This window comes from Anaeromassilibacillus senegalensis, assembly GCF_001261775.1.
GTDB lineage: Bacteria > Bacillota > Clostridia > Oscillospirales > Acutalibacteraceae > Anaeromassilibacillus > Anaeromassilibacillus senegalensis.
Map to the genome: position 1 here is coordinate 885,921 of NZ_LN868538.1, position 23,297 is coordinate 909,217.

The 23,297-nt window shown below is 55.3% G+C and carries 22 protein-coding genes; 9 read left to right on the top strand and 13 right to left on the bottom strand.

What is annotated here, in order from left to right; all coding sequences use genetic code 11:
• Nucleotides 1–68: 68 nt before the first annotated feature.
• The 6 genes from BN2106_RS14180 to polA all read right to left on the bottom strand — a co-directional run bounded on the left by BN2106_RS14180 (nt 69) and on the right by polA (nt 8,848).
• Complete coding sequence (locus BN2106_RS14180; RefSeq protein WP_050699208.1) at nt 69–1,832, bottom strand: phosphoenolpyruvate carboxykinase (GTP); 1,764 nt, start codon at nt 1,830–1,832, stop codon at nt 69–71.
• Between the two features lie 165 nt (nt 1,833–1,997).
• Nucleotides 1,998–3,017: a tRNA (adenosine(37)-N6)-threonylcarbamoyltransferase complex transferase subunit TsaD gene (gene tsaD, locus BN2106_RS14185; RefSeq protein WP_050699209.1), complete on the bottom strand. Its 1,020-nt coding sequence runs from the start codon at nt 3,015–3,017 to the stop codon at nt 1,998–2,000.
• A gap of 21 nt (nt 3,018–3,038) precedes the next feature.
• On the bottom strand, nt 3,039–3,488 hold the full coding sequence (gene rimI / locus BN2106_RS14190; RefSeq protein ID WP_050699210.1) for a ribosomal protein S18-alanine N-acetyltransferase: 450 nt from the start codon (nt 3,486–3,488) through the stop codon (nt 3,039–3,041).
• Nucleotides 3,485–4,657 carry a glycosyltransferase 87 family protein gene (locus tag BN2106_RS14195; RefSeq protein WP_050699211.1) on the bottom strand — a complete coding sequence of 391 codons (1,173 nt, stop codon included), beginning with the start codon at nt 4,655–4,657 and terminating at the stop codon, nt 3,485–3,487. Before BN2106_RS14195 ends, rimI begins: the two co-directional genes overlap by 4 nt.
• 5 nt (nt 4,658–4,662) lie before the next feature.
• Nucleotides 4,663–5,493 (bottom strand): putative RNA methyltransferase, encoded by an 831-nt coding sequence (locus BN2106_RS14200; protein WP_050699212.1) that lies wholly within the window; start codon nt 5,491–5,493, stop codon nt 4,663–4,665.
• A 733-nt stretch (nt 5,494–6,226) separates the two neighbouring features.
• Nucleotides 6,227–8,848 (bottom strand): DNA polymerase I, encoded by a 2,622-nt coding sequence (gene polA / locus BN2106_RS14210; RefSeq protein WP_050699214.1) that lies wholly within the window; start codon nt 8,846–8,848, stop codon nt 6,227–6,229.
• A gap of 431 nt (nt 8,849–9,279) precedes the next feature.
• Here polA and dusB point away from each other — a divergent pair, with 431 nt between their 5' ends.
• From dusB to BN2106_RS14235, 6 genes are all read left to right on the top strand, one after another.
• On the top strand, nt 9,280–10,272 hold the full coding sequence (gene dusB, locus BN2106_RS14215; RefSeq protein WP_050699215.1) for a tRNA dihydrouridine synthase DusB: 993 nt from the start codon (nt 9,280–9,282) through the stop codon (nt 10,270–10,272).
• Nucleotides 10,269–11,204, top strand: coding sequence for a ComEC/Rec2 family competence protein (locus BN2106_RS14220; RefSeq protein ID WP_050699216.1), 936 nt, complete (start codon nt 10,269–10,271; stop codon nt 11,202–11,204). Before dusB ends, BN2106_RS14220 begins: the two co-directional genes overlap by 4 nt.
• A 13-nt stretch (nt 11,205–11,217) precedes the next feature.
• Nucleotides 11,218–12,138, top strand: a complete 921-nt coding sequence (locus tag BN2106_RS14225; RefSeq protein WP_050699217.1) for a hypothetical protein — start codon at nt 11,218–11,220, stop codon at nt 12,136–12,138.
• 406 nt (nt 12,139–12,544) lie between these two features.
• Nucleotides 12,545–13,084: a methylated-DNA--[protein]-cysteine S-methyltransferase gene (locus BN2106_RS14230; RefSeq protein WP_050699218.1), complete on the top strand. Its 540-nt coding sequence runs from the start codon at nt 12,545–12,547 to the stop codon at nt 13,082–13,084.
• A gap of 338 nt (nt 13,085–13,422) precedes the next feature.
• Entirely contained in the window at nt 13,423–13,599 is a 177-nt protein-coding gene (locus BN2106_RS16540) for a ribbon-helix-helix domain-containing protein (protein ID WP_195891852.1), read from the top strand.
• Nucleotides 13,600–13,739: 140 nt separating this feature from the next.
• Nucleotides 13,740–14,027: a DUF6809 family protein gene (locus BN2106_RS14235; RefSeq protein WP_050699219.1), complete on the top strand. Its 288-nt coding sequence runs from the start codon at nt 13,740–13,742 to the stop codon at nt 14,025–14,027.
• Nucleotides 14,028–14,084: 57 nt separating this feature from the next.
• Here BN2106_RS14235 and spoVAD read toward each other — a convergent pair whose 3' ends face one another.
• Both spoVAD and spoVAC read right to left on the bottom strand, forming a co-directional pair.
• On the bottom strand, nt 14,085–15,104 hold the full coding sequence (gene spoVAD, locus BN2106_RS14240) for a stage V sporulation protein AD (RefSeq protein ID WP_050699220.1): 1,020 nt from the start codon (nt 15,102–15,104) through the stop codon (nt 14,085–14,087).
• A gap of 21 nt (nt 15,105–15,125) precedes the next feature.
• Nucleotides 15,126–15,575: a stage V sporulation protein AC gene (gene spoVAC, locus BN2106_RS14245; RefSeq protein ID WP_278275359.1), complete on the bottom strand. Its 450-nt coding sequence runs from the start codon at nt 15,573–15,575 to the stop codon at nt 15,126–15,128.
• A gap of 199 nt (nt 15,576–15,774) precedes the next feature.
• Between spoVAC and BN2106_RS14250 the strand changes: the two genes are divergently transcribed.
• A complete protein-coding gene (locus BN2106_RS14250; protein WP_242846339.1) occupies nt 15,775–16,509 on the top strand; it encodes a F420-0--gamma-glutamyl ligase in 735 nt (244 codons plus the stop codon).
• A 226-nt stretch (nt 16,510–16,735) separates the two neighbouring features.
• On the opposite strand, the gene BN2106_RS14255 is transcribed toward BN2106_RS14250, so the two are convergent.
• A complete protein-coding gene (locus tag BN2106_RS14255) occupies nt 16,736–17,194 on the bottom strand; it encodes an Lrp/AsnC family transcriptional regulator (protein ID WP_050699223.1) in 459 nt (152 codons plus the stop codon).
• A 272-nt stretch (nt 17,195–17,466) separates the two neighbouring features.
• Here BN2106_RS14255 and BN2106_RS14260 point away from each other — a divergent pair, with 272 nt between their 5' ends.
• Nucleotides 17,467–18,858 carry an MATE family efflux transporter gene (locus tag BN2106_RS14260; RefSeq protein ID WP_050699224.1) on the top strand — a complete coding sequence of 464 codons (1,392 nt, stop codon included), beginning with the start codon at nt 17,467–17,469 and terminating at the stop codon, nt 18,856–18,858.
• A 63-nt stretch (nt 18,859–18,921) separates the two neighbouring features.
• Here the strand turns inward: BN2106_RS14260 and BN2106_RS14265 are convergent, their stop codons facing one another.
• The 3 genes from BN2106_RS14265 to BN2106_RS14275 form a co-directional block, all read right to left on the bottom strand.
• Entirely contained in the window at nt 18,922–20,442 is a 1,521-nt protein-coding gene (locus BN2106_RS14265) for a phosphohexomutase domain-containing protein (RefSeq protein ID WP_050699225.1), read from the bottom strand.
• Nucleotides 20,443–20,570: 128 nt separating this feature from the next.
• On the bottom strand, nt 20,571–21,005 hold the full coding sequence (locus BN2106_RS14270; protein WP_242846340.1) for a GNAT family N-acetyltransferase: 435 nt from the start codon (nt 21,003–21,005) through the stop codon (nt 20,571–20,573).
• Nucleotides 21,006–21,075: 70 nt separating this feature from the next.
• The gene (locus BN2106_RS14275) at nt 21,076–21,261 is read right to left on the bottom strand and encodes a hypothetical protein (RefSeq protein ID WP_050699227.1); all 186 of its coding nucleotides are present in this window, start codon (nt 21,259–21,261) and stop codon (nt 21,076–21,078) included.
• 244 nt (nt 21,262–21,505) lie between these two features.
• Between BN2106_RS14275 and BN2106_RS14285 the strand changes: the two genes are divergently transcribed.
• Nucleotides 21,506–22,180 (top strand): ABC transporter ATP-binding protein, encoded by a 675-nt coding sequence (locus tag BN2106_RS14285; RefSeq protein WP_407921750.1) that lies wholly within the window; start codon nt 21,506–21,508, stop codon nt 22,178–22,180.
• Here BN2106_RS14285 and BN2106_RS14290 read toward each other — a convergent pair.
• Nucleotides 22,167–22,817 (bottom strand): GNAT family N-acetyltransferase, encoded by a 651-nt coding sequence (locus BN2106_RS14290; protein WP_050699229.1) that lies wholly within the window; start codon nt 22,815–22,817, stop codon nt 22,167–22,169. The genes BN2106_RS14285 and BN2106_RS14290 overlap by 14 nt on opposite strands.
• Between the last annotated feature and the right edge of the window lie 480 nt (nt 22,818–23,297).

Below are 23,297 nucleotides of genomic sequence, written 5' to 3' on the forward strand. Positions count from 1 at the left end.
CAAGCCGCAAAAGGAACCAAAAAGGCGCTCCGGATCAACCGGAGCGCCCAAGCTTATCAAAAGAATGCTTATTTCAGGTTGGCCTTCAGCGTCTCAAGCTGGTTGCGAAGCTCCTGCGGAAGTCTGTCGCCAAACTTCGTGTAGAACTCTTCAATGCCTTCCGCCTCTTTCGCCCACTGGTCGTTCTTGACTTCCAGAATGCTCTTCAGCGTATCGATGCTGAAGTCGAGGCCTTCCAGGTTGATGTCTTCCGCATACGGGACATAGCCAATCGCGGTCTCCTGTGCATCCACTTCGCCATCACAGCGCTTAATGATCCACTCGAGGACGCGGAGGTTGTCGCCGAAGCCCGGCCAAATGAAGTTGCCTTCGTCGTCAAGACGGAACCAGTTGACGTTGAAGATCTTCGGCGCCTTGTCGCCCAGCTCTTCGCCCATCTCGATCCAATGCTTGAAGTAATCGCCCATGTGATAGCCGCAGAACGGCAGCATGGCCATCGGGTCGCGGCGGACTACGCCGACCGCACCGGTCGCGGCAGCAGTGGTTTCGGAAGCCATGATGGAGCCCACGAATACGCCGTTGTTCCAATCGCGGGACTGGTACACCAGCGGAGTGGTCTGCGCACGGCGGCCGCCGAAGACGATTGCGGAGATCGGCACGCCCGCGCCGTTCTCAAACTCAGAGCTGATGCAGGGGCAGTTCTTCGCCGGAGCGGTGAAGCGGCTGTTCGGATGCGCGCCCTTCTCCGTCGCGGTCTTGCCGTTCCAATCCTGGCCCTTCCAGTTCTTTGCATTCTCAGGCGGATTCTTATCCAGTCCTTCCCACCAAACGGTGTTGTCGTCCAGATTGTGTACCACGTTGGTGAAGATCGTGCCTTCCTTGGTGGTGTACAGTGCGTTCGGGTTGGACTTCAGGTTGGTGCCAGGCGCCACGCCGAAGAAGCCGTTCTCCGGGTTGATCGCCCACAGGCGGCCGTCCGGACCCTTGCGCATCCAGGCGATATCATCGCCGACAGTCCATACTTTATATCCCTTGCTCTTGTAGCCTTCCGGCGGAATCAGCATGGCAAGGTTGGTCTTACCGCAAGCGGACGGGAACGCAGCGGTGATGTATTTGACTTCGCCCTTCGGGTTCTCGAGGCCCAGGATGAGCATATGCTCCGCCATCCAGCCCTCGGTCTTGCCCTGATAGGAAGCGATGCGCAGTGCAAAGCACTTCTTGCCCAGCAGCACGTTTCCGCCGTAACCGGAGTTAACGGAAATGATCGTGTTGTCTTCCGGGAAGTGGCAGATGTAGCGCTTCTCTTCGTCGATCTGGCATTTGCAGTGCAGGCCGCGCACCCAGTCGTTGCTGTCGCCCAGAACATCCCAGACCGCATTGCCGACGCGCGCCATGATGCTCATGTTCATAACAACATAAATGGAGTCGGTCAGCTCGACGCCAATCTTGGCGAACGGAGAACCGATCGGGCCCATGGAGTACGGAATGACGTACATGGTGCGGCCCTGATAGCTGTCCTTTGCAATATCAAACAGCATTTTGTAAGCGTCCTGCGGGTCCATCCAGTGGTTGGTCGGGCCTGCATCCTCTTCCTTGCGGGAGCAGATGAAGGTTCTGCCCTCCACGCGCGCAACGTCGTTGACGGCGGTGCGATGCAGGTAGCAGCCCGGAAGCTTCTCCTCATTCAGCTTAATCATTTCTCCGGTGGAGCAGGCCTCCGCGCGGAGCTGGTTGAGCTGCTCCTCGGAACCGTCAATCCAGACAACCTGATCCGGTTTGACAAGCTGTTTCATGTTTTCAATCCAATTTAAGACGGATTCGTTCTTTGTCATAAAGTTTTCTCCTTCCGGCCCAATGGCCAAATCACGTTACTGAATTTCATTATAGTACATTGTTTGAAGAATATCAATTGATAAATTATGAATTTCCTGCTCAATTTTTAGAATTTTGCAGGGTTTTGTCGTCTTTCTTTCATTTTCTGAACAAATCCTACCAGTTTACAATGCTTTAGGTCCCTGAATGGGCATTTGTGCGCAGGCATTCAGGTCCATTCCCGCCGTATTCCCCGCCAGGAATTCGTAGTAACCCTGCGCGCCGACCATCGCCGCGTTGTCCCCGCAGAGATTGAGCGCCGGCATATAAAACGCCCAGCCGCGCGCTTTGCAGACCTCCTGCAAACGGCGGCGCAGCAGGGAGTTAGCAGACACGCCGCCCGCGATCACCAATTTTTGCGCCCCGGTCTCCCGCGCGGCTTTTTCCGTATTCTGCACCAGGCAGTCCACCACCGCTTTTCGGAAGGACGCAGACAAATCCGGCACGGAAAGCGTTTCCTCCTTCTGCTTTGCGTTGTGGATCAGGTTGATGACCGCTGTCTTCAGGCCAGAAAAGCTGAAATCGTACGGCGCGCCGTCCACACGCGGATGCGGCAGCTTGAAGGCATTTGGGTCGCCGTTCTCCGCAATCTTATCCATCTCCACGCCGCCGGGATACGGGATACCCATTGCGCGCGCCGCTTTGTCAAATGCCTCTCCCGCCGCGTCGTCCCGCGTGCGGCCGATGACCTCCAGTTCCGTATAGCTCTTTACATTGATAATATGGGTATGTCCGCCGGACACGACCAGGCACAGGAACGGCGGCTCCAGCTCCGGCGAGGTAATGTAGTTTGCCGCGATGTGCGAACGGAGATGGTGGACCGGGATCAGCGGTTTATTTGCGGAGAGCGCCAGCCCCTTCGCAAAATTGACCCCCACCAACAGCGCGCCGATCAATCCCGGCGCATAGGTAACGGCAATCCCGTCGATCTCCTGTAAGGTCAGGCCCGCGTCGTCCAGTGCCTTCTGTGTCACCGGGACAATGGCCTCCGAATGCCGCCGGGACGCAATCTCCGGCACCACGCCGCCGTATAATTTATGTTCTTCCACCTGTGATGCAATCACGGAGGACAGGACGCGCCGCCCGTCCTCCACCACGGCGGCCGCCGTCTCATCGCAGGAGCTTTCCAGTGCCAAAAGTTTCATGCTGTTTTCCCCTTTATCCCATCAAATTTGTGCGTTCCGCGTCAGCAGCAGCGCGTCCTCATGATTGTCCGTGTAAAAGCCCTTCCGGAGCCCGACCTCCGCAAAGCCCAGCTTTTCATACAGCGCGATGGCGGGCCGATTGGTAACGCGCACCTCCAGCGTGATGAACGCGCCGCCGGTTTGCTCCATCCAGCCGATCATCGTCTGGACCAGCTGTTGGGCAATTCCTCTCCGCCTATGTGCCGGGTGGACTGCTACCAAATCGACATAACATTCCCCGCAGACGGCATGCATTCCCGCGAAACCGACGCAGGTTCCCGTTTCTTCCGCCACCCAAAACCGGGCGGTATTACTGGTCAGCTCCGCCGCAAGACCATCCCGCGTCCACGGCATGGAGAAGCAGAGGCGGCTGATCTCCGCCAAAGCGTCCAGGTGCCGTTCCTCCATCGGAACAATTTGCACCGCACTCATATTGCGGCCTCCAGCGGCTTCGGCTCTGGACTGTGGTCCAGCAGTTCGAGCAGATGTTTAAACAACAGAATCAGATTGATCAAAATAGCAATCGCCAACAGCTGCTGCGGGTAATACGCCAGTCCAAACAGATAATTTCCCACCGCACAGGCGGATGATACGCACATGATAACCGCTGTATACAGTTTCTTCGGAAAATAGAACACGTATATTACGCTGAGTATATCCGCAAGATAATAATATCGTTCGTGCATATGCGGCAGGACAAACGGCATCAAAATTGCAAAGAGCAGTCCCATTGTGACCAATATCTCCGGCGTGAACACATACCGCTTTTTAAAAAGCACAAACAGCGTCATCAGCACAACGCCGCCCGCAAAGATCACACCGGCCTTGCCGACCTCGTCCAGCGCGACGTTGCCTAAGAATGCGTACAGGTTCGGGATGGACATACAAATACTTTTATAGATCCCCGACTGGGCAACATAGACCGTCAGGAGGTCCCATAAATCGCGCCCCATGATTACAGCGGGTATAATCGAAAGCAGATATACAGCCGGAATCAAAATCATACTGCGCAGCTTGACCTTTTGCTTCAGGAACAAAAGCAAAAGGAACGGCGCAAAGAAGATTGCCTGTAATTTCAGTACAAACGCGATGGAAAACGCCAGCACCGCCCGGTTGGGGCGTTTGACCAACAGATAATACAGGCAGGCAACCAGCGCGCCGGTGAACATCGCGTCGCACTGTGCCCACGCCGCAGAGTTCAGAAACACCGTGGGCAGGAACAAGATCACCGCATAGGCCATCGCCCCATGAGAGCGCCCGGGATATTTCAGCTCCACAATGCGCATGACATAAAACGCAAGCGCCAAGTCCGCCAGACAGGAAACGATCTTGATCAAAAACAAATCGTTCAATGGAATATATGTCAGCAACGCCAATATGTAAAAATAGGGTGGCATGTAATCGCCGATCTTCATGCCAATCGCGGCAAACCCGCCGTTTTCTTTTAATGTCGCAAACCAGCCCTGTAGAAATTGGTGGTAATCGTTGGACTCAATGGGAAACAGATACAGCCGCATCAGGAACGCGGCCACTGTCACCAAAAACAGAAACGCCATGTTTTCCAGCTCCGGCCGGGTGATTCTTTCTTCTCTCTTTTGCATGCGCATCATCCTTCCGTTTGATCGGCATCGCGCCGGTAGGTAAGAAAATGGAAACAGATTTCTGTATCCAGTTTTTCTGCTTGCCGCAAACGCGCCCCACCCTCCACGCCGGTTTTCCAGTAATAGGGGGTCATGGCAAACAGATTCAGCATCTGCTGGTTGTCCGTTGTGGTATACCGCCCCTGTACGACAGTGCGCTCCAAAAAGGTAAACCCCGGATATTGCGTATCCTTGCATTCATTTTCATAGGGCGCGTCGTACAGAATTTCCTTCAGCCCATAGAGGTGGCGCTCGCCCGGCACCGCCAGGATCAGCACGCCGCCGGGCCGCACCACGCGCTTCATTTCCTCCGGCACAATGGGGGCAAACACATTGACAAGCAGATCCGCACCGGCGTTTGCAAACGGGATACCAAAGCTGCTGCCCACCGCGAAATGCAGAGATTTGTACCGTTTGGCGGCGGCGCGCACCGCGCATTTGGAAATGTCAAATCCATAGACGTCCGCCTTTTGCTGAAACGCATCCGCCAGACGCCCGGTGTAATAGCCTTCGCCGCAGCCGGCGTCCAGGACCACGGGTTCGGGAACGTCCTGCATCAGGTGCAGTGCCAACCGGTTCAGGGTATCGCTGAACGGCTGATACGCGCCGGTTTCCAGGAACGACCGCCGGGCGGCGACCATCTGTTTGTTGTCGCCGGGGTCTTTGGAATGCTTCTTATTGGGCGGCAGAAGGTAGACGTACCCTTCAGAAGCGAGGTCGTAGCTGTGGCCCCGCGGACAGCGGCAGGTTTTTTCTGTTTGGAATAAGGGCTGTTTACAGACGGGACAGATAAACATGGTTTGGCCTCCCAAAATCGCGTTTTCCCGCTTTTCTGAAAAGTGGCGGTTTCCAAAGGCGGCGCCTTTGGCCGTTCTCCGCAGAGAACGGAACTCTCTTCCTGAGAAGAGCGAGTGGGAACGAGTGATAGGGTCCTTTACGGACCTGTTGTGCTGCCGCACGGGCTTTTGGTTCCCCGGCTTTCGCCGGGGAACTCGTCGCTTTGAAAAAGTAAAACAAATTTTTCGTTATGAAAGCAATAAGTTCTCTACTCTTTTCTTAATAAACAATATCAACTTTGTTGCACCAGCAATATTTTTCTTTTACAATTTTAAAAAAGCGGGAGAAACCCGTTAGTTTGCCCTCATGTCGGGCGGGCACCTCCGGTGGGGACGCTCGCTTGAGGCTAAAGCCTCGCTCGATGCTCCAAACGACTATCGCCGGAGGCGCGAAAGACGTTGCACGTCCGTCTTGCCACAAAAGTAAGCAAAAGCACGCGTAGGGGCGCGAGAGTGGGCTCCGGGGTACTTCGACTCACGCCCCCCTTACAACCCCCGGTATCCCCATGGGGATGCTTGGCCCAGGGCAACCAAGGTGCTTTTCATTGCCGGCGGAACTTTGCTTAGGATTGCTTTTCTATGGTTTTCTGAGAATTGTTGGCTAAAATGTCACACGGGAGCTGGTCCTTTCCGTCGCGGCCTTCCGTGGTCTCTATTATGAGTCAACGTCCGCCCGCGCCGTCCCGACCGGAGGTCAGGATTTTGCGTCGTACCAGGTTTTGCCGACGCCCGCGTCGGCGATCAAGGGGACGGAGAGCTGGGCGGCGTTCTGCATCTCCTCTGTAAGCAGTTTGGCGGCTTTTTCCGCTTCGTCTTCCGGGGCCTCGACGATCAATTCATCGTGTACCTGCAAAATCAGGCGGGACTTCATGTTTTCCTTTTTGAGACGCTCCTCCACGCGGATCATCGCAATCTTGATGATGTCCGCCGCCGCGCCCTGGATCGGCATGTTGCGCGCCACGCGCTCGCCAAAGGACCGCGTATTGAAATTGGAGGAGGCCAGCTCCGGCAGATACCGCCTGCGTCCGAACATTGTCTCCACATAGCCCTGTTCCTTCGCCTGCGCGACGACGCGCTTCATATAATCGTCCACGCCGCTGTAATGCGCCAGGTAATCATGAATATACTGCTCCGCTTCCTTGCGGGAGACGTTGATATTCTTCGCCAGCGAAAACGCCCCGATGCCGTACACGATGCCGAAATTGACCGCCTTGGCGCGGCTGCGCATCATCGGCGTGACCATCTCTTCCGGCATGTGGAACACCTGCGCCGCCGTGATACGGTGAATATCGTCCTCGCTCTTGAAGGCCTCGATCATGCTTTTATCGTCCGCCACATGCGCCAGCACGCGCAGCTCGATCTGCGAATAGTCCGCGTCCACCAGCACACAGCCTTCCTTCGCCATGAAAAAGCGGCGCATCTCACGTCCCAGCTCCGTGCGGACCGGGATGTTCTGTAAATTCGGTTCCGTGGAGCTGATTCGTCCGGTGCGCGTCTCCGTCTGATTGAAACTGGAATGAATGCGTCCATCCTCCGCGATAACTTTGGACAATCCGTCGCAATAGGTGGATTTCAGCTTCGTCAGGCTGCGGTAATTGAGAATCATTTCCACCGCCGGATGCTCGTATTGCAGGCTCTCCAGAATGTCCGCCCGGGTGGAATAGCCGGTCTTCGTCTTCTTGCCATGCGGCAGGCCCAGCTTATCAAACAGCGCCTCGCCGAGCTGCTTCGGACTGTTGATGTTGAATTCATACCCGACGGCGCTGTAGATTTCCGCCTGGATGCGGTCGATCTCCGTCTGTAACGTCTCTCCGAACTGTTCGATGCCCTCCGCATCCACATCGAATCCAATGGTTTCCATGTGCGCCAGCACACGGGCCAACGGCAGCTCGATGGTCTCCAGCAGCTCCGTCTGGTCGTTTTTCGCAATCTCCGCCGCCAGCTTGTCCACCAGCCCCGGAAAAATGGCGGCCTGGCTGCGCAGAACTGCCTCCTGCTGCTTTTTAAGCCCTTCCGTGTCCCCACGCTTGAGTGCTTCCCCGGTCTCAGACAAAACAATCGGCAGGCTATACTCCTGCGCCAGACGCGTCACGTCGTACCCGGAAGCGGATGGGTTCAGCAGATACGCCGCCAGCAGGGTGTCGAACGCGCCGCCAGCGCATTCCGTCACGCCCACGCGGTCCATCGCGGCGTAAAACGGCTTGACGTCGTGGGTATTCATCTTAATTTTATCTTCTTTACACAGGGTGGGAAGGAAATACGGGTCCGTAATCTCATACAGCGTCCCGCCGTGGTTCAGGTAAACGGCGGCAATATTCTCCCCTTCATACCGCATCAGGAAGTCCGCGCGTCCCTCCGTGCGCAGCCGGTCCAGCAGATCGTCCGGCGCGCCCTGCACCAGCTCCAGGGCCTTCCGTTCTTCTGTCTTTTGCTCCTGCGGCGGCGGAACCTGCAAGCCCATCTTCTCAATCAAAGAGAAGAATTCCAGCTTTGCCATCAGACGCACCGCCGCGTCGCGGTCGCCTTCCCCGGGAATATAATCCTCCAGATCCGTATCCACCGGCGCGTCCGTGCGAATCGTACCCAAATGGCGGCTTAAAAAGGCATTATCGCGGTCCTTAATGAGCTTTTGCCGCATGCCTTCCTTGATTTCCAGCGTCTCCACGTGGTCGTAGATATAGTCCAGGTCGTGAAACTTCTGGACCAGCTCCCCCGCGCCCTTGGGCCCGATGCCCGCCACGCCGGGGATATTGTCCGAACTGTCGCCCTGAATGGCTTTGATATCGATGAGCTGCGGCGGGGTCACGCCGTAGTCCTCTAGGATCCTCGCTTCGTCGTACAGCGTCACCTGCGGCTGTCCCATCTTGGTGGCGGCAAGGCGCACGGTGACACGGCTGTTTACCAGTTGCAGGCTGTCCCGGTCTCCGGTGGCAATCACGCATTCGTCGCCCGTCTCCGTGCATTTGGCCGCCAGCGTACCCAAAATATCATCGGCCTCAAAGCCCTCGCACTCCACCAGACGGTAGCCCAGCAATCGCAGCAGTTCCTTCAGGTTCGGCAGCTGCTGGGCCAGCTCCTCCGGCATGCCCTTGCGCTGCGCCTTGTAGCCCGCATATTCCTTATGACGAAAAGTCGGCGCGCGCATATCAAACGCAATAGCGACCGCGTCCGGCTCCGTCTCGTTTTTCAGCTTTTGCAGCATGGTGAGAAAGCCGTAGATGCCGTTGGTGTACAGGCCCTCTTTTGTGGTCAGCAAGCGGATTCCGTAAAACGCACGGTTCAGAATGCTGTTGCCGTCTAAAACAAGCAGTTTCATATTGGTTCTCCTGTCCTATATCGATAGATTGTTTTATTATATCACTTTTCTGGTGGAAAGATAAGTGGTATAATGTCATCTGCGGACAACGGCATTTACTTTCTCACGATTCTCGTGATTTTGTCGGAGTTCCCCGTTGCAATAAACAAAAAGAAATAGCCGCCCAGCTCCTGCACCAGCGGCTATTTCTTAACGCTATAATGAGGCAAACCGTTCACAACTTGCCTTTTCACCTGTATAATAACCGCGATATTTACATTTGTCAATTGCCGCTGGACGTACCCGCAGAGCGGCAACATTCCCTTTTTGAAAGTATGGGGACCATCACTATTTTTATTGCACATCCTATTGACTCTTTGCCGCATTGCGGCTAAAATATAGTTGGTGATGAAACTATTCAACAGGATGTACAAGGAATATGGAGTCACAAAATGATTAAAATTGGAACTATCGAACTGGACGGCCGCGCGGTACTCGCGCCGATGGCCGGCGTGACGGACCGGGCCTACCGCGAAATCTGCGCGGGCTTCGGCGCCAGTTACGTCGTCAGCGAAATGGTCAGCTCCAAAGCGCTGCAGTTCAATGACAAAAAGACCGGCTTTTTGATGGATCTGGGCGAGGCGGAGCGCCCTGCGGGCATCCAGCTCTTTGGGGACGATCCCGCCGTGATGGCGCAGGCCGCCAAAAAGGCGATGGCATACCGCCCGGACGCCATCGACATCAACATGGGCTGTCCCGTCCCCAAGGTGGCGGGCAACGGCTCCGGCAGCGCGCTGATGAAAACCCCGTCCCTCTGCGGCGAGATCGTCGCGGCGGTCAAGGAGGCTGTGCCCGTACCGGTCACTGTGAAAATCCGCAAGGGCTGGGACAAAACTTCCGTCAACGCCGTGGAGATCGCCAAAATCTGCGAAGCCGCGGGTGCGGATGCCATCGCGGTGCACGGGCGCACACGGGATCAGATGTACGAGCCGCCCGCCGACTGGGAAATCATTCGGCAGGTCAAGGAGGCCGTCACCATCCCCGTGATGGGCAACGGCGACGTTTACACCGTGCAGGACGCGGTAAGGCTGCTGAATGAAACCGGCTGCGATCTCGTAATGATTGGCCGCGGCGCGCTGGGCAACCCGTGGATTTTCCAGCAGATCAACGCCTACCTGACGGACTCCTGCCGCATCCTGCCCAGCCCGGGCCTGTACGAGCGCATGTCCGTCATGGTCAAACACATCCAGCGCCTCTGCGCCTACAAAGACGAGCGGCACGGCATGCGGGAGGCCCGCAAGCATGTGGGCTGGTACCTGAAGGGCATGCGCGGCGCCGCGGAATTCCGCCGCCGCGCCGGCACGCTGGAGACAATGGACGACCTGGCCCTGCTGGTGCGGGACATCGTCGCCGCGAACTCCGTTGCAGAGGAGGCAGGACGATGAGCAAAACGAGACGTTCCCCCCGCTCCCGCTACCCCGCGTATCTGGTGATTATCGCCGCCATTTTGACGGCGGCAATCGGCGGTCTGCGCGCCCGCTGGAGTACGCTGGACGACACACAGAACATCCCCGCCATTCCGGAGGGTTCCACCTCCGTCTTCTACGTCGACGTCGGCCAGGGCGACTGCGAGCTGATCCGTACACCGGGCGGCGAAACCATCCTGATCGACGCGGGCACCAACGCGACCGGCGACGAGCTCGTCGCGTACATACAAAGCATGGGCATTCAAAAAATCGACAAGCTGATCGCCACGCATCCGCACGAAGACCATATCGGCGGCATGGATGAGGTGGTCAACGCGTTTACAATCGGGGACGTTTACCTCCCCAGAGTTGCGGACAGCCAGACGCCCACCACCAAAACCTACGAACGGCTGCTGACCGCGATCTCCGACAAAGGGCTGCAAATCACACAGGGCCGGGGCGGCATGACCGTCCTGGAGGAAGAGGGCGTAACGCTGGAATTCCTCGCACCCAACAGCGATTCCTACAGCGGGCTGAACAGCTATTCCATCGCGGCAAAGCTGACCTGCGGCGAAAAAAGCTTCCTCTTCACCGGCGACGCGGAGGAGGACAGCGAGGAAGAAATGGTGGCACTGGGTTACGACCTGCAGAGCGACGTGCTCAAATGCGGCCACCACGGCAGTTCCACCTCCACCTGTGACGCCTTTTTACAGGCGGTGCAGCCAAAATACGCGGTGTTCTCCTGCGGGCTGGACAACGACTACGGCCATCCGCACCGGGAAACAATGCAGAAGCTCAACCGCGCGGGTACAACGATTTATCGAACCGACGAGATGGGCACCATTCTCGCCGAATGCGACGGGACGGAAATCCGGTTTCAGACCGGGCTGAAATCCCTTGTGAAAGATTAAAGGAGCATGACGCATGTTTTTAAGAAGCTTTAAAATTGATACCTCCCGCGCGAAGGACGCCTGGCCCCGTCAGATCGAATCGCTGGACCAGCTTCCCGCGCCGTACCGCACCGCGGTAAACGCGGAGCTGGTTCGCGGCCTGCCGATCCAAAATATCCTTTATGTGCCGCAGACCAACAAATGGGTTCATGAAAAACCGGAATATGTACTGGCCTGGCATGAAAACCGCGTGATGACCTTTAAAAAAGGGCAATGCGACATTGAAAAAACCGAGTGGACCGTGGAAAGCATCCTCTACGTACAGTATATTCATCGTTTGCTGGACAACTGGTTCGTCGTCTGCTACCAGGACGCGGGGGAAGTCAAAAAGGCGGCGCTGCACTTCAACGCTGCGCGCGAATTCCTGTTCCATCCAATGCTGGCAACTCTGCTGCAAAACGATTTCAACGCGTACCGCCCCGCAATGGAGGAAAACCTGCCGCAGATCCGGGACAGCCTGTCCCGGCGCACCTTTAAGATGTGCAGTTATCTGGACCTGATGTACCGGTTCAGCGACCGCATCCACGCCTATTATTGGGATAAGATGATTACAAAGGAACAGCAGAAGCGCAACGCGGAAAGTCTCAAACGGCCCGAAGAGACGGAATATCTGGTTTCACTGATGGATCAGGGCATGGTCGCGCAGCAGATTGCGGAAAACGACATCGAGGTGCTTTACATCCGTCAAAACGCCGTCCGGCAGGTAAGCGTGGCTGATGGAGAGAACGGCTGGTATATGATCCAGATCGATTGTGCCTCCAACGAGCCGTTCTACATCCCCGTACAGCCGCAGAACCAGGCTCTGGCACAGGAGTTTATCCGGCTTTGCAACCGGGGCGTTTCGCAGAGCGGAGCAACTCCGGATAAAAGAGTGACTCTGGAAAAGCGCGCATAAGCTGTGTTCTTTTAACCGCCGCCCGATTTACAGATTGTTTGTAAAGGCCACGAAGCCGACATGAATCCAACAGATGCGGTCCACGCGGATATCGCTTTTCGCGGCAACGATCGACCAGCGCAAAAACATGGCCCATCGGGCCATAATTAAACAAAAACACAAGAGGACAAGCCCTGTTCATAAGGCTTGTCCTTTCCATATAGGAGCCATTACGTCCCTGCTCCATCAATATTGCAACCCATTTCGCTCATTCTGCATCACAGATTTGCAGGGAATGTTTCGTTTGATTCACCTGCCCTACCGTTGTTGTATCATGGGTGTCTCATTGTCTGTTGCTCTTGTGGAGCGGACCCAGCAGACTCACTTAAAACCGTCTGCAAATCTTATTATCCGAGGAGTGTTTGATATGTTTTACGTTACAACCTGCGCTTCTCCCGTCGGAGAGCTGACGCTTGCCTGCGACGGGGAAAATCTGGCAGGCCTTTGGATCCAGGGACAGAAATACTTTGGAGGCACCATCCCGGATGTTATGACAAAAAAAGACGACCTGCCGCTGTTCCATGCCGTGAAAAACTGGCTGGACCGGTATTTCTCCGGAGAGAAGCCGGAAATTGCCGAACTTCCCTTGCGTCCCATCGGCGGAGCATTCCGGCAGAGCGTATGGCGCATTTTATGCCAGATTCCATATGGCGAGGTTATTACCTACGGTGAGATTGCTAAAAAAATAGCGGAGCAGTCAGGCAGGAAAACCATGTCCAGCCAGGCGGTAGGCGGCGCCGTAGGCCACAACCCCATTTCTATCATCATCCCCTGTCACCGCGTGGTGGGCTCCGGCGGTAGTTTGACAGGCTACGCCGGGGGGATTGCCAAAAAGATCAAACTTCTGGAACTGGAGGGGGTCGATCTATCCCGGCTGTCAGTACCGGCAAAAGGGACCGCGCTTTAAATGTCTGTGCTGTACGGGACAGATAAAAACGCGTGGTATTGATCAGTTTTTCAAGTGAGCATCTCAGTTTGCCTATCTGGCAAAACGAAGAAGTCATTGCTGAATAGTGTCTGTAAAAATTTTTTGTGCGCTACTTGCAAAAACCAAAGCATCTGGAACTGCATCACCATTCACAGTATGCGAACGATACAAAACAGGCTGATTCTTCCTCCTAAAGCGAGAGAATCAGCCTGTTTTGCGCGTAAGACCGCATTTTCATATAAACGCTTATTACTGGCTCTATTGACTTATGAACGCCAATAGTGTATACTTATGGCGTTCATAAAAGGAGGTGTGCAATGGCGGACAAAAAAATGGGCCGTCCCACGGACAATCCCAAACCGTACCGCGTTTATGCACGGTTGGATGCCGAAAGCAAAGAGATTCTCGACGCATATACCAAACAGGAAAACGTAACCGCGATGGAAGCGGTGCGCCGGGCAATCAAAAAGCTGCGGGGCGACTTAAAAAAATGAAGGAAGCGGCGGTCCCTACAAAAGACAAACGCCACTTCCCCGTACCGACATGCCCGAAGGCTATAACGGCGTAAATATCATACCATGCGTCGTAATTTCTTTCAAGGTGTGGTCGAGATATTTAGAAAAGAGTGATTAAAATGCAACGTATTATAGAAGCCTTGTTTGATGGTCAAATTATACCATGGGAACGTCGAGCAGACGTGACTGCAGAGCACCGGGCCGTTAATAAGAAAATTGAGGATGAAAAACGATACTTTATGGAGAAGATGTCACTGGACGACTGCAAAAGATTTCAGAAATTAGAAAGTCTGTACGAAACCGCAGTGCATTGTGAAGATGTTGACTTATATGCACATGGTTTCACGCTGGGTACATTGTTAATGCTGGAAGTATTAGAAAAGAAAGAAAGCCTTCTGAACGGATAAACACGCCCTGCAATTCTCTGACAAAAGCGCCCTGGAACATTCCAGGGCGCTTTCTGATTATTTGACCTGTGATTCCAAAAAGACCAGATGCGCCACGCCGGGGATGCTCTCCCCCTGCTGGGAGGAGGTGGTAGACATCAGTGCGCCGGTCCCGAGGAACAGCACCTTTTTCAGCTCACCCGTGGAGAGCTGCCGCATCACCAGTGAATTGAGCACCGCGGCGGAACAGCCGCAGCCGGAGCCGCCCGCATGGACGTCCTGCGCCTCGCGCTCATAGATCATCAGGCCGCAGTCGTTATGCATGGTGCTGATGTCGATGCCGCCCTTGCGCAGGATTTCCTGCATCAAGTCGCAGCCCACCCGGCCAAGGTCGCCGGTCAGGATCAGGTCGTAGTCCTCCGGCCGGGTATCCGTGTCGGACAGATAGTCCTTCAACGTCTGCGCCGCCGCCGGAGCCATTGCCGCGCCCATGTTGTTGGCGTCCTTGACGCCCAGGTCCGCGATCCGTCCGAATGTGACCGCATTCACCTTGACTTCGCCGCGTCCCGGCGCGCCCAGCACCATCGCGCCCGCCGCCGTCGCCGTCCACTGGGAAGTCGGCGTACGCTGCCCGCCGTATTCCAACGGGAAGCGGAACTGCCGCTCCGCCGAACAGAAATGCGACGACGTGACCGCAACCGCCCGGTTTGCAATCCCCGTCTCCACAAACAGGGACGCCAGTCCCAGCGTCTGCGCCATCGTGGAACACGCGCCGTACTGTCCCAGGAACGGGATACTCATACTGCGCAGTCCAAAGGTGGAAGAAATACACTGGTTCAGCAGGTCGCCCGCCAGAATGCAGTCGACGTCCTGGCTCTCCAACGCGGCCTTTTGCAGCGCGGCTTCCACCGCCTCTTTTTGCAGCTGGCTCTCCGCTTTTTCCCAGCTCTCCTCGCCCAGCGTGTTGTCGTCGTGTACGGTGTCAAAAAATTCGCCCAGCGGGCCATCTTTTTCTTTCTTTCCCGCGATAGACGCATAGCCCAGGATGCCCGGACTTTTGTCCATCACAAGGGTATAGCGGCCAACTCTTTTTGGCATGGTGTTCACCTCCCCTGTTTTTCAGTATAGATTCAAGACAAATATGATCAGCCCGTAGATCACAGAAGCGCAGGTACCATATACCAGCACCGGGCCGGCGATGGTAAACATCTTTGCGCCCAAGCCCATAATAAAGCCCTCGCTTTTAAACTCCATGGCCGGAGAGACGATTGCGTTTGCAAAGCCGGTGATCGGCACCAGCGTGCCCGCGCCCGCGTGCTTGGCCAGCCTGTCATAGACATTCAGTCCGGTCAAAATTGCGCTCAGGGCGACCAGGCTGATGGAGACAAAGGCCTTTGCCGGTTTTTCCGGCAGATCGAGCATCAGGAACAGCGTCGTCAAAAACTGTCCCAGCGTGCAGATTGCACCGCCGACTAAAAAGGCCACCACGCAGTTGCGGAACACTTTGGAGTTGGGCGACGCTTTTTGCGTCATCTGTTGATATTCCTGTTCGGTCACTTTTGTATCCAAACGGTTCACATCCTTTTCTATGTTTCATTGTCTGTCTGCAACCTCTATTTTGCCGCGTTTCTTTGGGTTTATACAAATTTTACCGGCAACAAGTCTGTAATCCGATTGTAAGGAAATCGAAAGCTTTTGCTAAGGAAATTGTTCCATAAGCCCCCGTAAATCCGGGTATACTACGGTTAACGAAGACCGGGAGGGTTTTATGATGGAATTTTACGCAAATGAAGGCAAACAGGTTGCAATTGAAGCCAACGGCAAAACCTACCTGCGCCACGCGGTCAAGACGCATTTTATCGGTGTGGGAGAGAGCCTGCCCGCATTGGTACAGGAATATATCGAAAATCTCTATCAGCCGGGGGACATCCTTTCCATCAGCGAAAAGATCGTCTCCCTGTGCCAGGGCCGGATTGTCTATAAGGCGGACATGCGGGTGGGGCTACTGGCACGGCTCCTGTCCCGATTCGCCACCCGCAGCACCGCGGGTGTCGGGGTGGACAGCCCCTACAAAATGCAGTATGCCATCGACGCCTGCGGACGGGCAAAAATTTTGTACGCCTCTCTGATGGGCGGCATCGGCAAGCTGATGGGCAAGCGCGGCGTATTCTATGAGATCGCGGGCCGGGAGGTCAGCGGGCTGGACGGCTTCTATGACCATGCCTTTGAGGAATACGGCGAATTCGGCATCCAAATTCCCCAAAACACCCACGCTGTCTGCCAGGAGCTCTATGAGACACTGGGAATTTCCTGTATGGTCGTGGATGCAAACGACTACGGCGTGGAAATTCTGGGCAAGTCGGACGACCTTACCCTGCCCAACACGGAGCTGGCGCAGATCATCCGGGACAACCCCGCCAACAATTTCCGCGAGCTGACGCCGTTCGTCCTGATCCGCCCGAAAACACAGGCGGAAACGCTGCCGCCCGCGCGTACCGCCTGACCTGACTTTCTAATAAAACAGAGACGTTTCTTGACTGCCCAAACCGGGCATATAAAAACAGGGCTCCGGAGAATGATTCTCCGGAGCCCTGTTTTTATATTAAATCCCACTGCCACAGCAAGCGGGGTGATCTTTCCAGTATCTTAACCGGCACAAGCTCTACTGGCAATTAATCTGCCGGCAAAACAAAAATTGCCGTAACTCTGTTTTTACAGCAAACCAAGGCTTACAGACGCAGGCCCTTGATATCCTTTTTGCGGGATAGAATGATATTGCAGCTGAGCTTTGCAATCCCGGGCAATTGGTAGAGAAACGCCTGCAAGAACCGTTCCAGCTCTTCGCTGCTCGCGGCGACGGCATGGACGTGCAGCTTGCAGCAACCGGATACAAAGTAGATCTGGGTGACGGTATCACAATTGTCGAGCGCGTCCGCAACCGCCTGAAGCTGCGCGGGCTCCGTTTCAATCTCAAAATAGGCGGAAACGGCGCTGCCAATTTTCTGCGGGTTGATAATCGTCGTGTAGCCCTCGATGACGCCGCGTTTTTCAAGCGCATCCATTCGGGCCTTCACCGCCACACGGGAAACGCCCACCGCCTCCCCGATGTCTGAATAGGACATGCGCGCGTTTTCCGTCAGCAGGGCAATGATTTTGCGGTCAAGCTCGTCCAGCCCTTTCAAATACATACCAGCATCCCTCCGTTATTTTTTTATTACATTCAGAAAATCCTTGGATTTTCCACTTTTAAACGTAACAAAAAATCCGTTCCTACCAACCCAATCGGAATATGCTCAGGAACCGAGAAAACACAACTATTTTTTATTTTATCGCATCTGAAGATAAAACACAAGGGCCGGCATTTCTATTTGCAAGATTGACATTGCTTAAATCCTATGATAAACTAGCCAATAGATACAAAACGCAATCTAATAATTACATAACGAAAGCAGGTGTCTGTATGCGCGGCGACCTGACCAAGGGAAGCGAGGCAGGCGCGATCCTGCGGTTTTCCCTGCCGATGATGGGCGGCGCACTGCTCCAGCAGCTTTACAACGTGGTCGATACGCTGATCGTCTCCCATTTTATCGGGGCGGACGCACTGGCGGCGGTCGGTTCCTCCTATACACTGATGGTCTTTCTGACCTCTGTGGTATTGGGGCTTTGCATGGGCAGCGGCGTAATCTTTTCCATTTTCTTTGGCGCGCGCCAAACAGAGGAGCTCCGGCGCAGCCTCTTCAACGCGTTCCTTTTCGTCGCGCTGGTGAGTGCTGTGATCTTTATTCTCGCGGCCTGCGGCCTCGAGTGGATTATGGCGCTGTTACAAATTCCGGATGCAATCTGGTCGGATACCCGCGCCTACCTGCAAATCATCCTCTGGGGGATCGGTTTTACATTTCTCTACAATTTTTTTGCAGCCGCTCTGCGCAGCATCGGCAACTCGGCCCTTCCGCTGATTGCACTTGCGGCGGCGGCTCTTTTGAACGTCGCGCTCGACATTCTGTTTGTACTGCCGCTGAACATGGGTGTCGCGGGCGCGGCTTACGCGACGGTAGCCGCCCAGGCGTTGTCCGCAGCAATCGTCCTAATCTACAGCATTCTGCGGGTTCCCGCGTTCCGTCTGACGCGCGACTCCCTGCGGTTTGACAGACAATTGATGGCACGCATCGTCCAATGCTCGGTTTTATCCAGCATTCAGCAATCGATCATGAACTTTGGCATCCTGCTGATTCAGGGGTTGGTCAACAGCTTTGGCGTGGTGGCGATGGCGGCGTTTGCCGCGGGGGTCAAAATCGATTCCTTTGCCTATCTGCCGGTACAGGAGTTCGGCAACGCGTTTTCCACCTATGCGGCGCAGAACCGCGGCGCGCACAAGGGCGAGCGAATCGCCTCGGGACTGCGCGCCTCCGTTCGGGGGATCGTCATTTTCTGTCTGGGAATCTCTTTGCTCGTCGCCGTCTTTGCAAAGCCGCTCATGACGGTCTTTGTGTCCCCCTCTGAAACAGAAATCTTACAGATTGGCGTGCAGTATTTGCGGATCGAGGGAAGCTGCTATGCGGGGATCGGCCTGCTGTTCCTTCTCTACGGGCTCTACCGCGGACTGGAACAGGCTCAAATGTCTATCGTGCTGACGGTATTTTCTCTCGGCACCCGCGTTGCGTTTGCCTATGTGCTCGCGCCCATCCCGCAGATCGGCCTGCAGGGGATCTGGTGGGCCATTCCTATCGGCTGGCTGCTGGCGGACGTCATTGGTTTCTTCTACTACCGCTTCCGACGGGAGCGGCTGCTCGCCCTGCCGCAAACGCCCGTTTGCAAAGAGAAACGCCTGCTGCAAAACAGCAGAACGGAATAGAAACCCGCTTATCACACAAACAGGCCCCGGAGAAGCATTTCTCCGGGGCCTTTCTACTCTGTATTACGCCAAAAACTGGTCGATTGCCTTTAAGTCGAGGCCCTTGCAGGTCTGCAAAAAGCGGTTAAGCTGCTCTGCAATTACACGGACACCGCCTGCACTGTCGCTCTCGATATTCAGCGGCATGATCGGGTCATGTACGCTCAAACGCAGCAGGAACCAGCCGTTTCCGGTCTCCCTGCCAAAGGAAACGCGGATGCCTTCGCGGTTATCCGGCGCGATGTCCCAGCCGTTCTCCTCTGCATAGCGTTCCAAATTCGCAATGACCTGTTCACCGCAGGGACGGAACTCCTCTTCCAGAATCGGGAAACGCAGCTCCGCGGACTCCACCGGCTCTTGCAGGGTTTCCAGCATGGAGTCAAGCGTCTTGCCCTGTGCGCGCAAGCGCGCCATCTGAATGATGATCTTCGTGACCAGATAGGCGCCGTCGTCGAGGAAATAGTTTTCCCGCAGGGCCGCGTGTCCGGAGGTCTCGATGGCAAGCGGGCAGTTGATGCCCGCCTGATTCAGGCGCACCGCCTCGTTGATGACGTTCTTATACCCGCGCTTGAAGCGGTGGTGCTTACCGCCCAGCGTCTCTTCGATGTACAGCTTCAGGCCGCTGGAGGTGATCGAATCGGTCACCACCGTGCCGCCGTCGTTGCCTTCCAGCGCGATTGCGGAAGCGATCGCCACCAGGCGGTTCCGGTTGATCTCTTCGCCGCGCGCGTCCACCGCGCCGCCGCGGTCCACGTCCGTGTCAAAAATGACGCCCATATCCGCTCCGGCGTTCAGAACCGCTTTGCAGATGGACTGCATGGCTTCTTCGTTCTCCGGATTCGGGATATGGTTGGGGAACATGCCGTCCGGCTCCAGGAACTGACTGCCGGAAACGTCCGCGCCGAGCGGAGCCAGCACATCCTGCGTATAGAAGCCGCCCGCGCCGTTGCCCGCGTCCACCACAATATGGAACCCGGCGAGCGGATGCGCATAGTCCGCCGCATTCACGCCCTTTTGAATCATTTCCCGCAGGCGCGCGGCATAGTCCGCCATATAGTTTACCGCTTTTACACTGCCCTGTCCGGCCGGCGGCACTTTGCCCTCCTGCGCATAAGCGAGGATCTGCTCAATATCCGGCCCGTCCAGCCCGCCGTCCTTTGTGAAAAATTTCAGGCCGTTCCGGTTGAACGGGTGGTGGCTGGCCGTGATCTGCACCGCGCCGTCGCACGCCAGGTCGATGGTGGTCATGAACATGGACGGCGTGGAAGCCAGCCCGCAGTCCAGCACCTGCACGCCCGCCGCGGTCAACGTCCGCGTAACGGCGGCCTGGATGCGGTCCGCGGAAATGCGGGAATCGTGGCCCACAGCGACCATCAGCTTGTCCGTTTCTTTTTTGACCGCGCCGCCCAGCCAGAGTGCAAAGCCCGCTGCCATCTTTTCAACGGCCTCATCGGTCAGGTTGATCTCCTGCCCGGCGACGCCCTCGCTGGCAACGCCGCGGATGTCCGTCCCGCTCTTAAATTGTTTCCAATATGGATTCAACATGTTGAAACAACCCTTTCTTCCGGCACGGCAGGCGCCGCGCCTATAATCCTATTCTGGTATAACCGATATTTATGTACAAACAAGCATTCCTGCAAGTACGCACGTATTGAAGTGACGCGTTCCGTTCCTTAATTACCAGACTTCCAGCCGTCCCCCTTTATTTGCAGGGGTGTTCCCTCCTTCATGACTTTAAAGCCATGCTTCAGGTAGAATTCCACGTTTTTCTTTTCATCCGGGACAATGTTTACATACAGAAACGATGCATATTCCTTCAGCAGGGTTTTCAGCAGCGTTGACGCGATCCCCCTGCCCTGATATTCAGGGTCCACCAGCAGACAGTCTACCGTCGCCTGCCAGACGCCGTCGTCCAATCCCCTGATAAGCCCCACCAGCTTTTCACCGTGCCAGGCGGAAACCACCCGATCGGAACCCTGCATGGCGGTTTTCAACTTACGCGGAAACTTTCCGGAAAACCAGCCAACCGAGCGGAACAGCCCCTCTAAATCTATTTCTTTAAAGTCCTTTATGCGCTTGTAGACGATCATCAGCTTCCCCCGTTCCATTTTCCGGCATTACATCATTCCTCACTGGTTCCAATGGCACGGAGGTACGCGCTGCGGTTTTAGCCGACTTTCAGCTCCATCCGTATTGGAAAATATAATATATGACATAGAGCCAGCCCAGAATCCCGTGAAAAATGGCCCATCCGATGGATTTCCATGTGACGTAACTGATCACCATGGCCAACGCGCTTCCAAAGCCAATTCCCGTTTTGACTGTTTTTCTAACCACAGAATATTTCTTATCTTCGTACTCCATAAATGGTTTCTCCTCTTTGTTTCAAGATCCTATCCGTTTCACAGCGTGGAACTCCCCTTTTATCTTCCGGAGTACGCCGCTTCCACCTTTGTAAAAACAACCATATGCTTTTTCCATACAGCAGTCGAAAATAAAGACTTTCGCTTTTTTATTATACCGGATTCCAATGGAATTGTAAAAGCTTTTGGCAATCCATCCGGTATCTTTTTCCCGGCCCGGGGCAAGCTACAACAGGCGGGGTGAGATGATGGAAAATATCATTACAATACGTAATATTTATAAGATTTACAACGAAGGGGACAGTGAAGTGCGCGCCCTAAACGGCATTTCCATGGATGTGGACAAAGGGGAATTCGTTGCCATCGTAGGGCAGTCCGGTTCCGGCAAATCCACACTGATGAACACGCTGGGCTGTCTGGACGTGCCGACCGCCGGCGAATACCTGCTGGACGGCGAAAATGTGGAGGACCTTTCCGAAGACGAGCTGTCCGAAGTGCGCAATCGGAAGATCGGTTTCATCTTCCAGGGATTCAACCTGGTGCCGGGCCTGACCGCGCTGGAAAACGTGGAACTGCCGCTCTCCTACCGCAGGATTCCGCGGGAAGAACGGCGAGAACTGGCGGAGGACGCGCTGCAGCGCGTCGGCCTCGGGCGGCGGATGCGGCACCGGCCCGGACAGATGAGCGGCGGGCAACAGCAAAGGGTGGCCATTGCGCGCGCCATCGCGGCAAGGCCACCCATTATTCTGGCGGATGAGCCGACCGGCAACCTGGACACAAAGTCGGGTTCGGCGGTCATGGAGATTCTGCACGGGCTGCATCAGGAAGGAAAAACCATTCTTCTGATCACGCACGACGAAGCCATCGCGCGGCAGGCACAGCGCCGGATTACCATTCGCGACGGGGTCATTGTTCCGTAAATACCTCGTCGCGAATGGTCTGTTTATAGCGGGCAAGCAGTTCCCTGCGGTGCTTCAGGTAAAAAAAGCAATAATCGTACATCTGCGAAATCGCCTGCATCTGTATCGCACGGCTGATGCTGCACAGGCCGCGCCGCGGCTTGAAATACAGGTACATCGGCAAAGCGCCGTTGTCGTGCGGCAGCAGGAATTCCGCACGCAGGCGGTGCGCACCCAGATGCTCATAGAAGGCAATCCGGCGTTTCTGCCGCTTGGCCAGCTCCGGATTGTTCCGGCAGATGTGTTCTACAGAGAACATCATACCGTCAAACAGAGCACAGTCGCAATACTTGCGCCACAGGGCCATAAAAAGCTGATTGCCGTACCCGTGGGACTGGTGTTCCTTTAAAATCGCAATGTAATCGAGCCAGAGGATATTGCTGTCCTCAATCGTATAGACCAGCGCATACCCGAGCAGCTCCCCGTCGGAATCCCGCTTGTAGAGCAGGATCTTATATTTATCGCGGTTCAACAACTGCAAAAGAATTTTGTACTTGTACATCTCGTCCGGCGGGAACTGCTGTTCCATATCCGCATAGATGCGCGGCAGATCCTCTTGACTGCCGAGCATAATACTCGCCGGCGTTTCGGTATTCATGTTACAATTTCTCCTATCTCTCTATACATTTCGTTCGCACCCCTATCGGCGCGGAACCACAGCGGCCGCTGTGCGTCTACATGATATCATGCCCGTTTAAGAACCAGCTTCTTTATACAGCGGGAACGCCATCTGGTTCTTCCCTGCCGGCATGATGCAATGTTCGCTCAGGCGTCGGAAGCTCTGCTTTCGCTAATGCTGTGCGGTTATTCAATCATGCCTGTCGCGCAACACAGTTCATTTTGTGTAGTAATTTAACGAACAATTTTCAGCCGATATGATTCAATGTTCGCTCAGGCGTCAAAACCACCGATTTTGGTAACGCCGTGCGGTTATTATTCCACAAAAGAGACGCAGTCTCCTCCACAACGGAACAATGTTCGCTCAGGCGTCGGAAGCTCTGCTTCCGGTAACGCCGTGCGGTTATTATTCCACAAAAGAGACGCAGTCTCCTTCACAACGGAACAATGTTCGCCCAGG

Coding starts and splice junctions, on each gene's coding strand:
- BN2106_RS14180 (WP_050699208.1), bottom strand. CDS start 1,832: ATGACAAAGAACGAATCCGTCTTAAATTGGATTGAAAACATGAAACAG.
- tsaD (WP_050699209.1), bottom strand. CDS start 3,017: ATGAAACTTTTGGCACTGGAAAGCTCCTGCGATGAGACGGCGGCCGCC.
- rimI (WP_050699210.1), bottom strand. CDS start 3,488: ATGAGTGCGGTGCAAATTGTTCCGATGGAGGAACGGCACCTGGACGCT.
- BN2106_RS14195 (WP_050699211.1), bottom strand. CDS start 4,657: ATGCAAAAGAGAGAAGAAAGAATCACCCGGCCGGAGCTGGAAAACATG.
- BN2106_RS14200 (WP_050699212.1), bottom strand. CDS start 5,493: ATGTTTATCTGTCCCGTCTGTAAACAGCCCTTATTCCAAACAGAAAAA.
- polA (WP_050699214.1), bottom strand. CDS start 8,848: ATGAAACTGCTTGTTTTAGACGGCAACAGCATTCTGAACCGTGCGTTT.
- dusB (WP_050699215.1), top strand. CDS start 9,280: ATGATTAAAATTGGAACTATCGAACTGGACGGCCGCGCGGTACTCGCG.
- BN2106_RS14220 (WP_050699216.1), top strand. CDS start 10,269: ATGAGCAAAACGAGACGTTCCCCCCGCTCCCGCTACCCCGCGTATCTG.
- BN2106_RS14225 (WP_050699217.1), top strand. CDS start 11,218: ATGTTTTTAAGAAGCTTTAAAATTGATACCTCCCGCGCGAAGGACGCC.
- BN2106_RS14230 (WP_050699218.1), top strand. CDS start 12,545: ATGTTTTACGTTACAACCTGCGCTTCTCCCGTCGGAGAGCTGACGCTT.
- BN2106_RS16540 (WP_195891852.1), top strand. CDS start 13,423: ATGGCGGACAAAAAAATGGGCCGTCCCACGGACAATCCCAAACCGTAC.
- BN2106_RS14235 (WP_050699219.1), top strand. CDS start 13,740: ATGCAACGTATTATAGAAGCCTTGTTTGATGGTCAAATTATACCATGG.
- spoVAD (WP_050699220.1), bottom strand. CDS start 15,104: ATGCCAAAAAGAGTTGGCCGCTATACCCTTGTGATGGACAAAAGTCCG.
- BN2106_RS14250 (WP_242846339.1), top strand. CDS start 15,775: ATGATGGAATTTTACGCAAATGAAGGCAAACAGGTTGCAATTGAAGCC.
- BN2106_RS14255 (WP_050699223.1), bottom strand. CDS start 17,194: ATGTATTTGAAAGGGCTGGACGAGCTTGACCGCAAAATCATTGCCCTG.
- BN2106_RS14260 (WP_050699224.1), top strand. CDS start 17,467: ATGCGCGGCGACCTGACCAAGGGAAGCGAGGCAGGCGCGATCCTGCGG.
- BN2106_RS14265 (WP_050699225.1), bottom strand. CDS start 20,442: ATGTTGAATCCATATTGGAAACAATTTAAGAGCGGGACGGACATCCGC.
- BN2106_RS14270 (WP_242846340.1), bottom strand. CDS start 21,005: ATGGAACGGGGGAAGCTGATGATCGTCTACAAGCGCATAAAGGACTTT.
- BN2106_RS14275 (WP_050699227.1), bottom strand. CDS start 21,261: ATGGAGTACGAAGATAAGAAATATTCTGTGGTTAGAAAAACAGTCAAA.
- BN2106_RS14285 (WP_407921750.1), top strand. CDS start 21,506: ATGATGGAAAATATCATTACAATACGTAATATTTATAAGATTTACAAC.
- BN2106_RS14290 (WP_050699229.1), bottom strand. CDS start 22,817: ATGAATACCGAAACGCCGGCGAGTATTATGCTCGGCAGTCAAGAGGAT.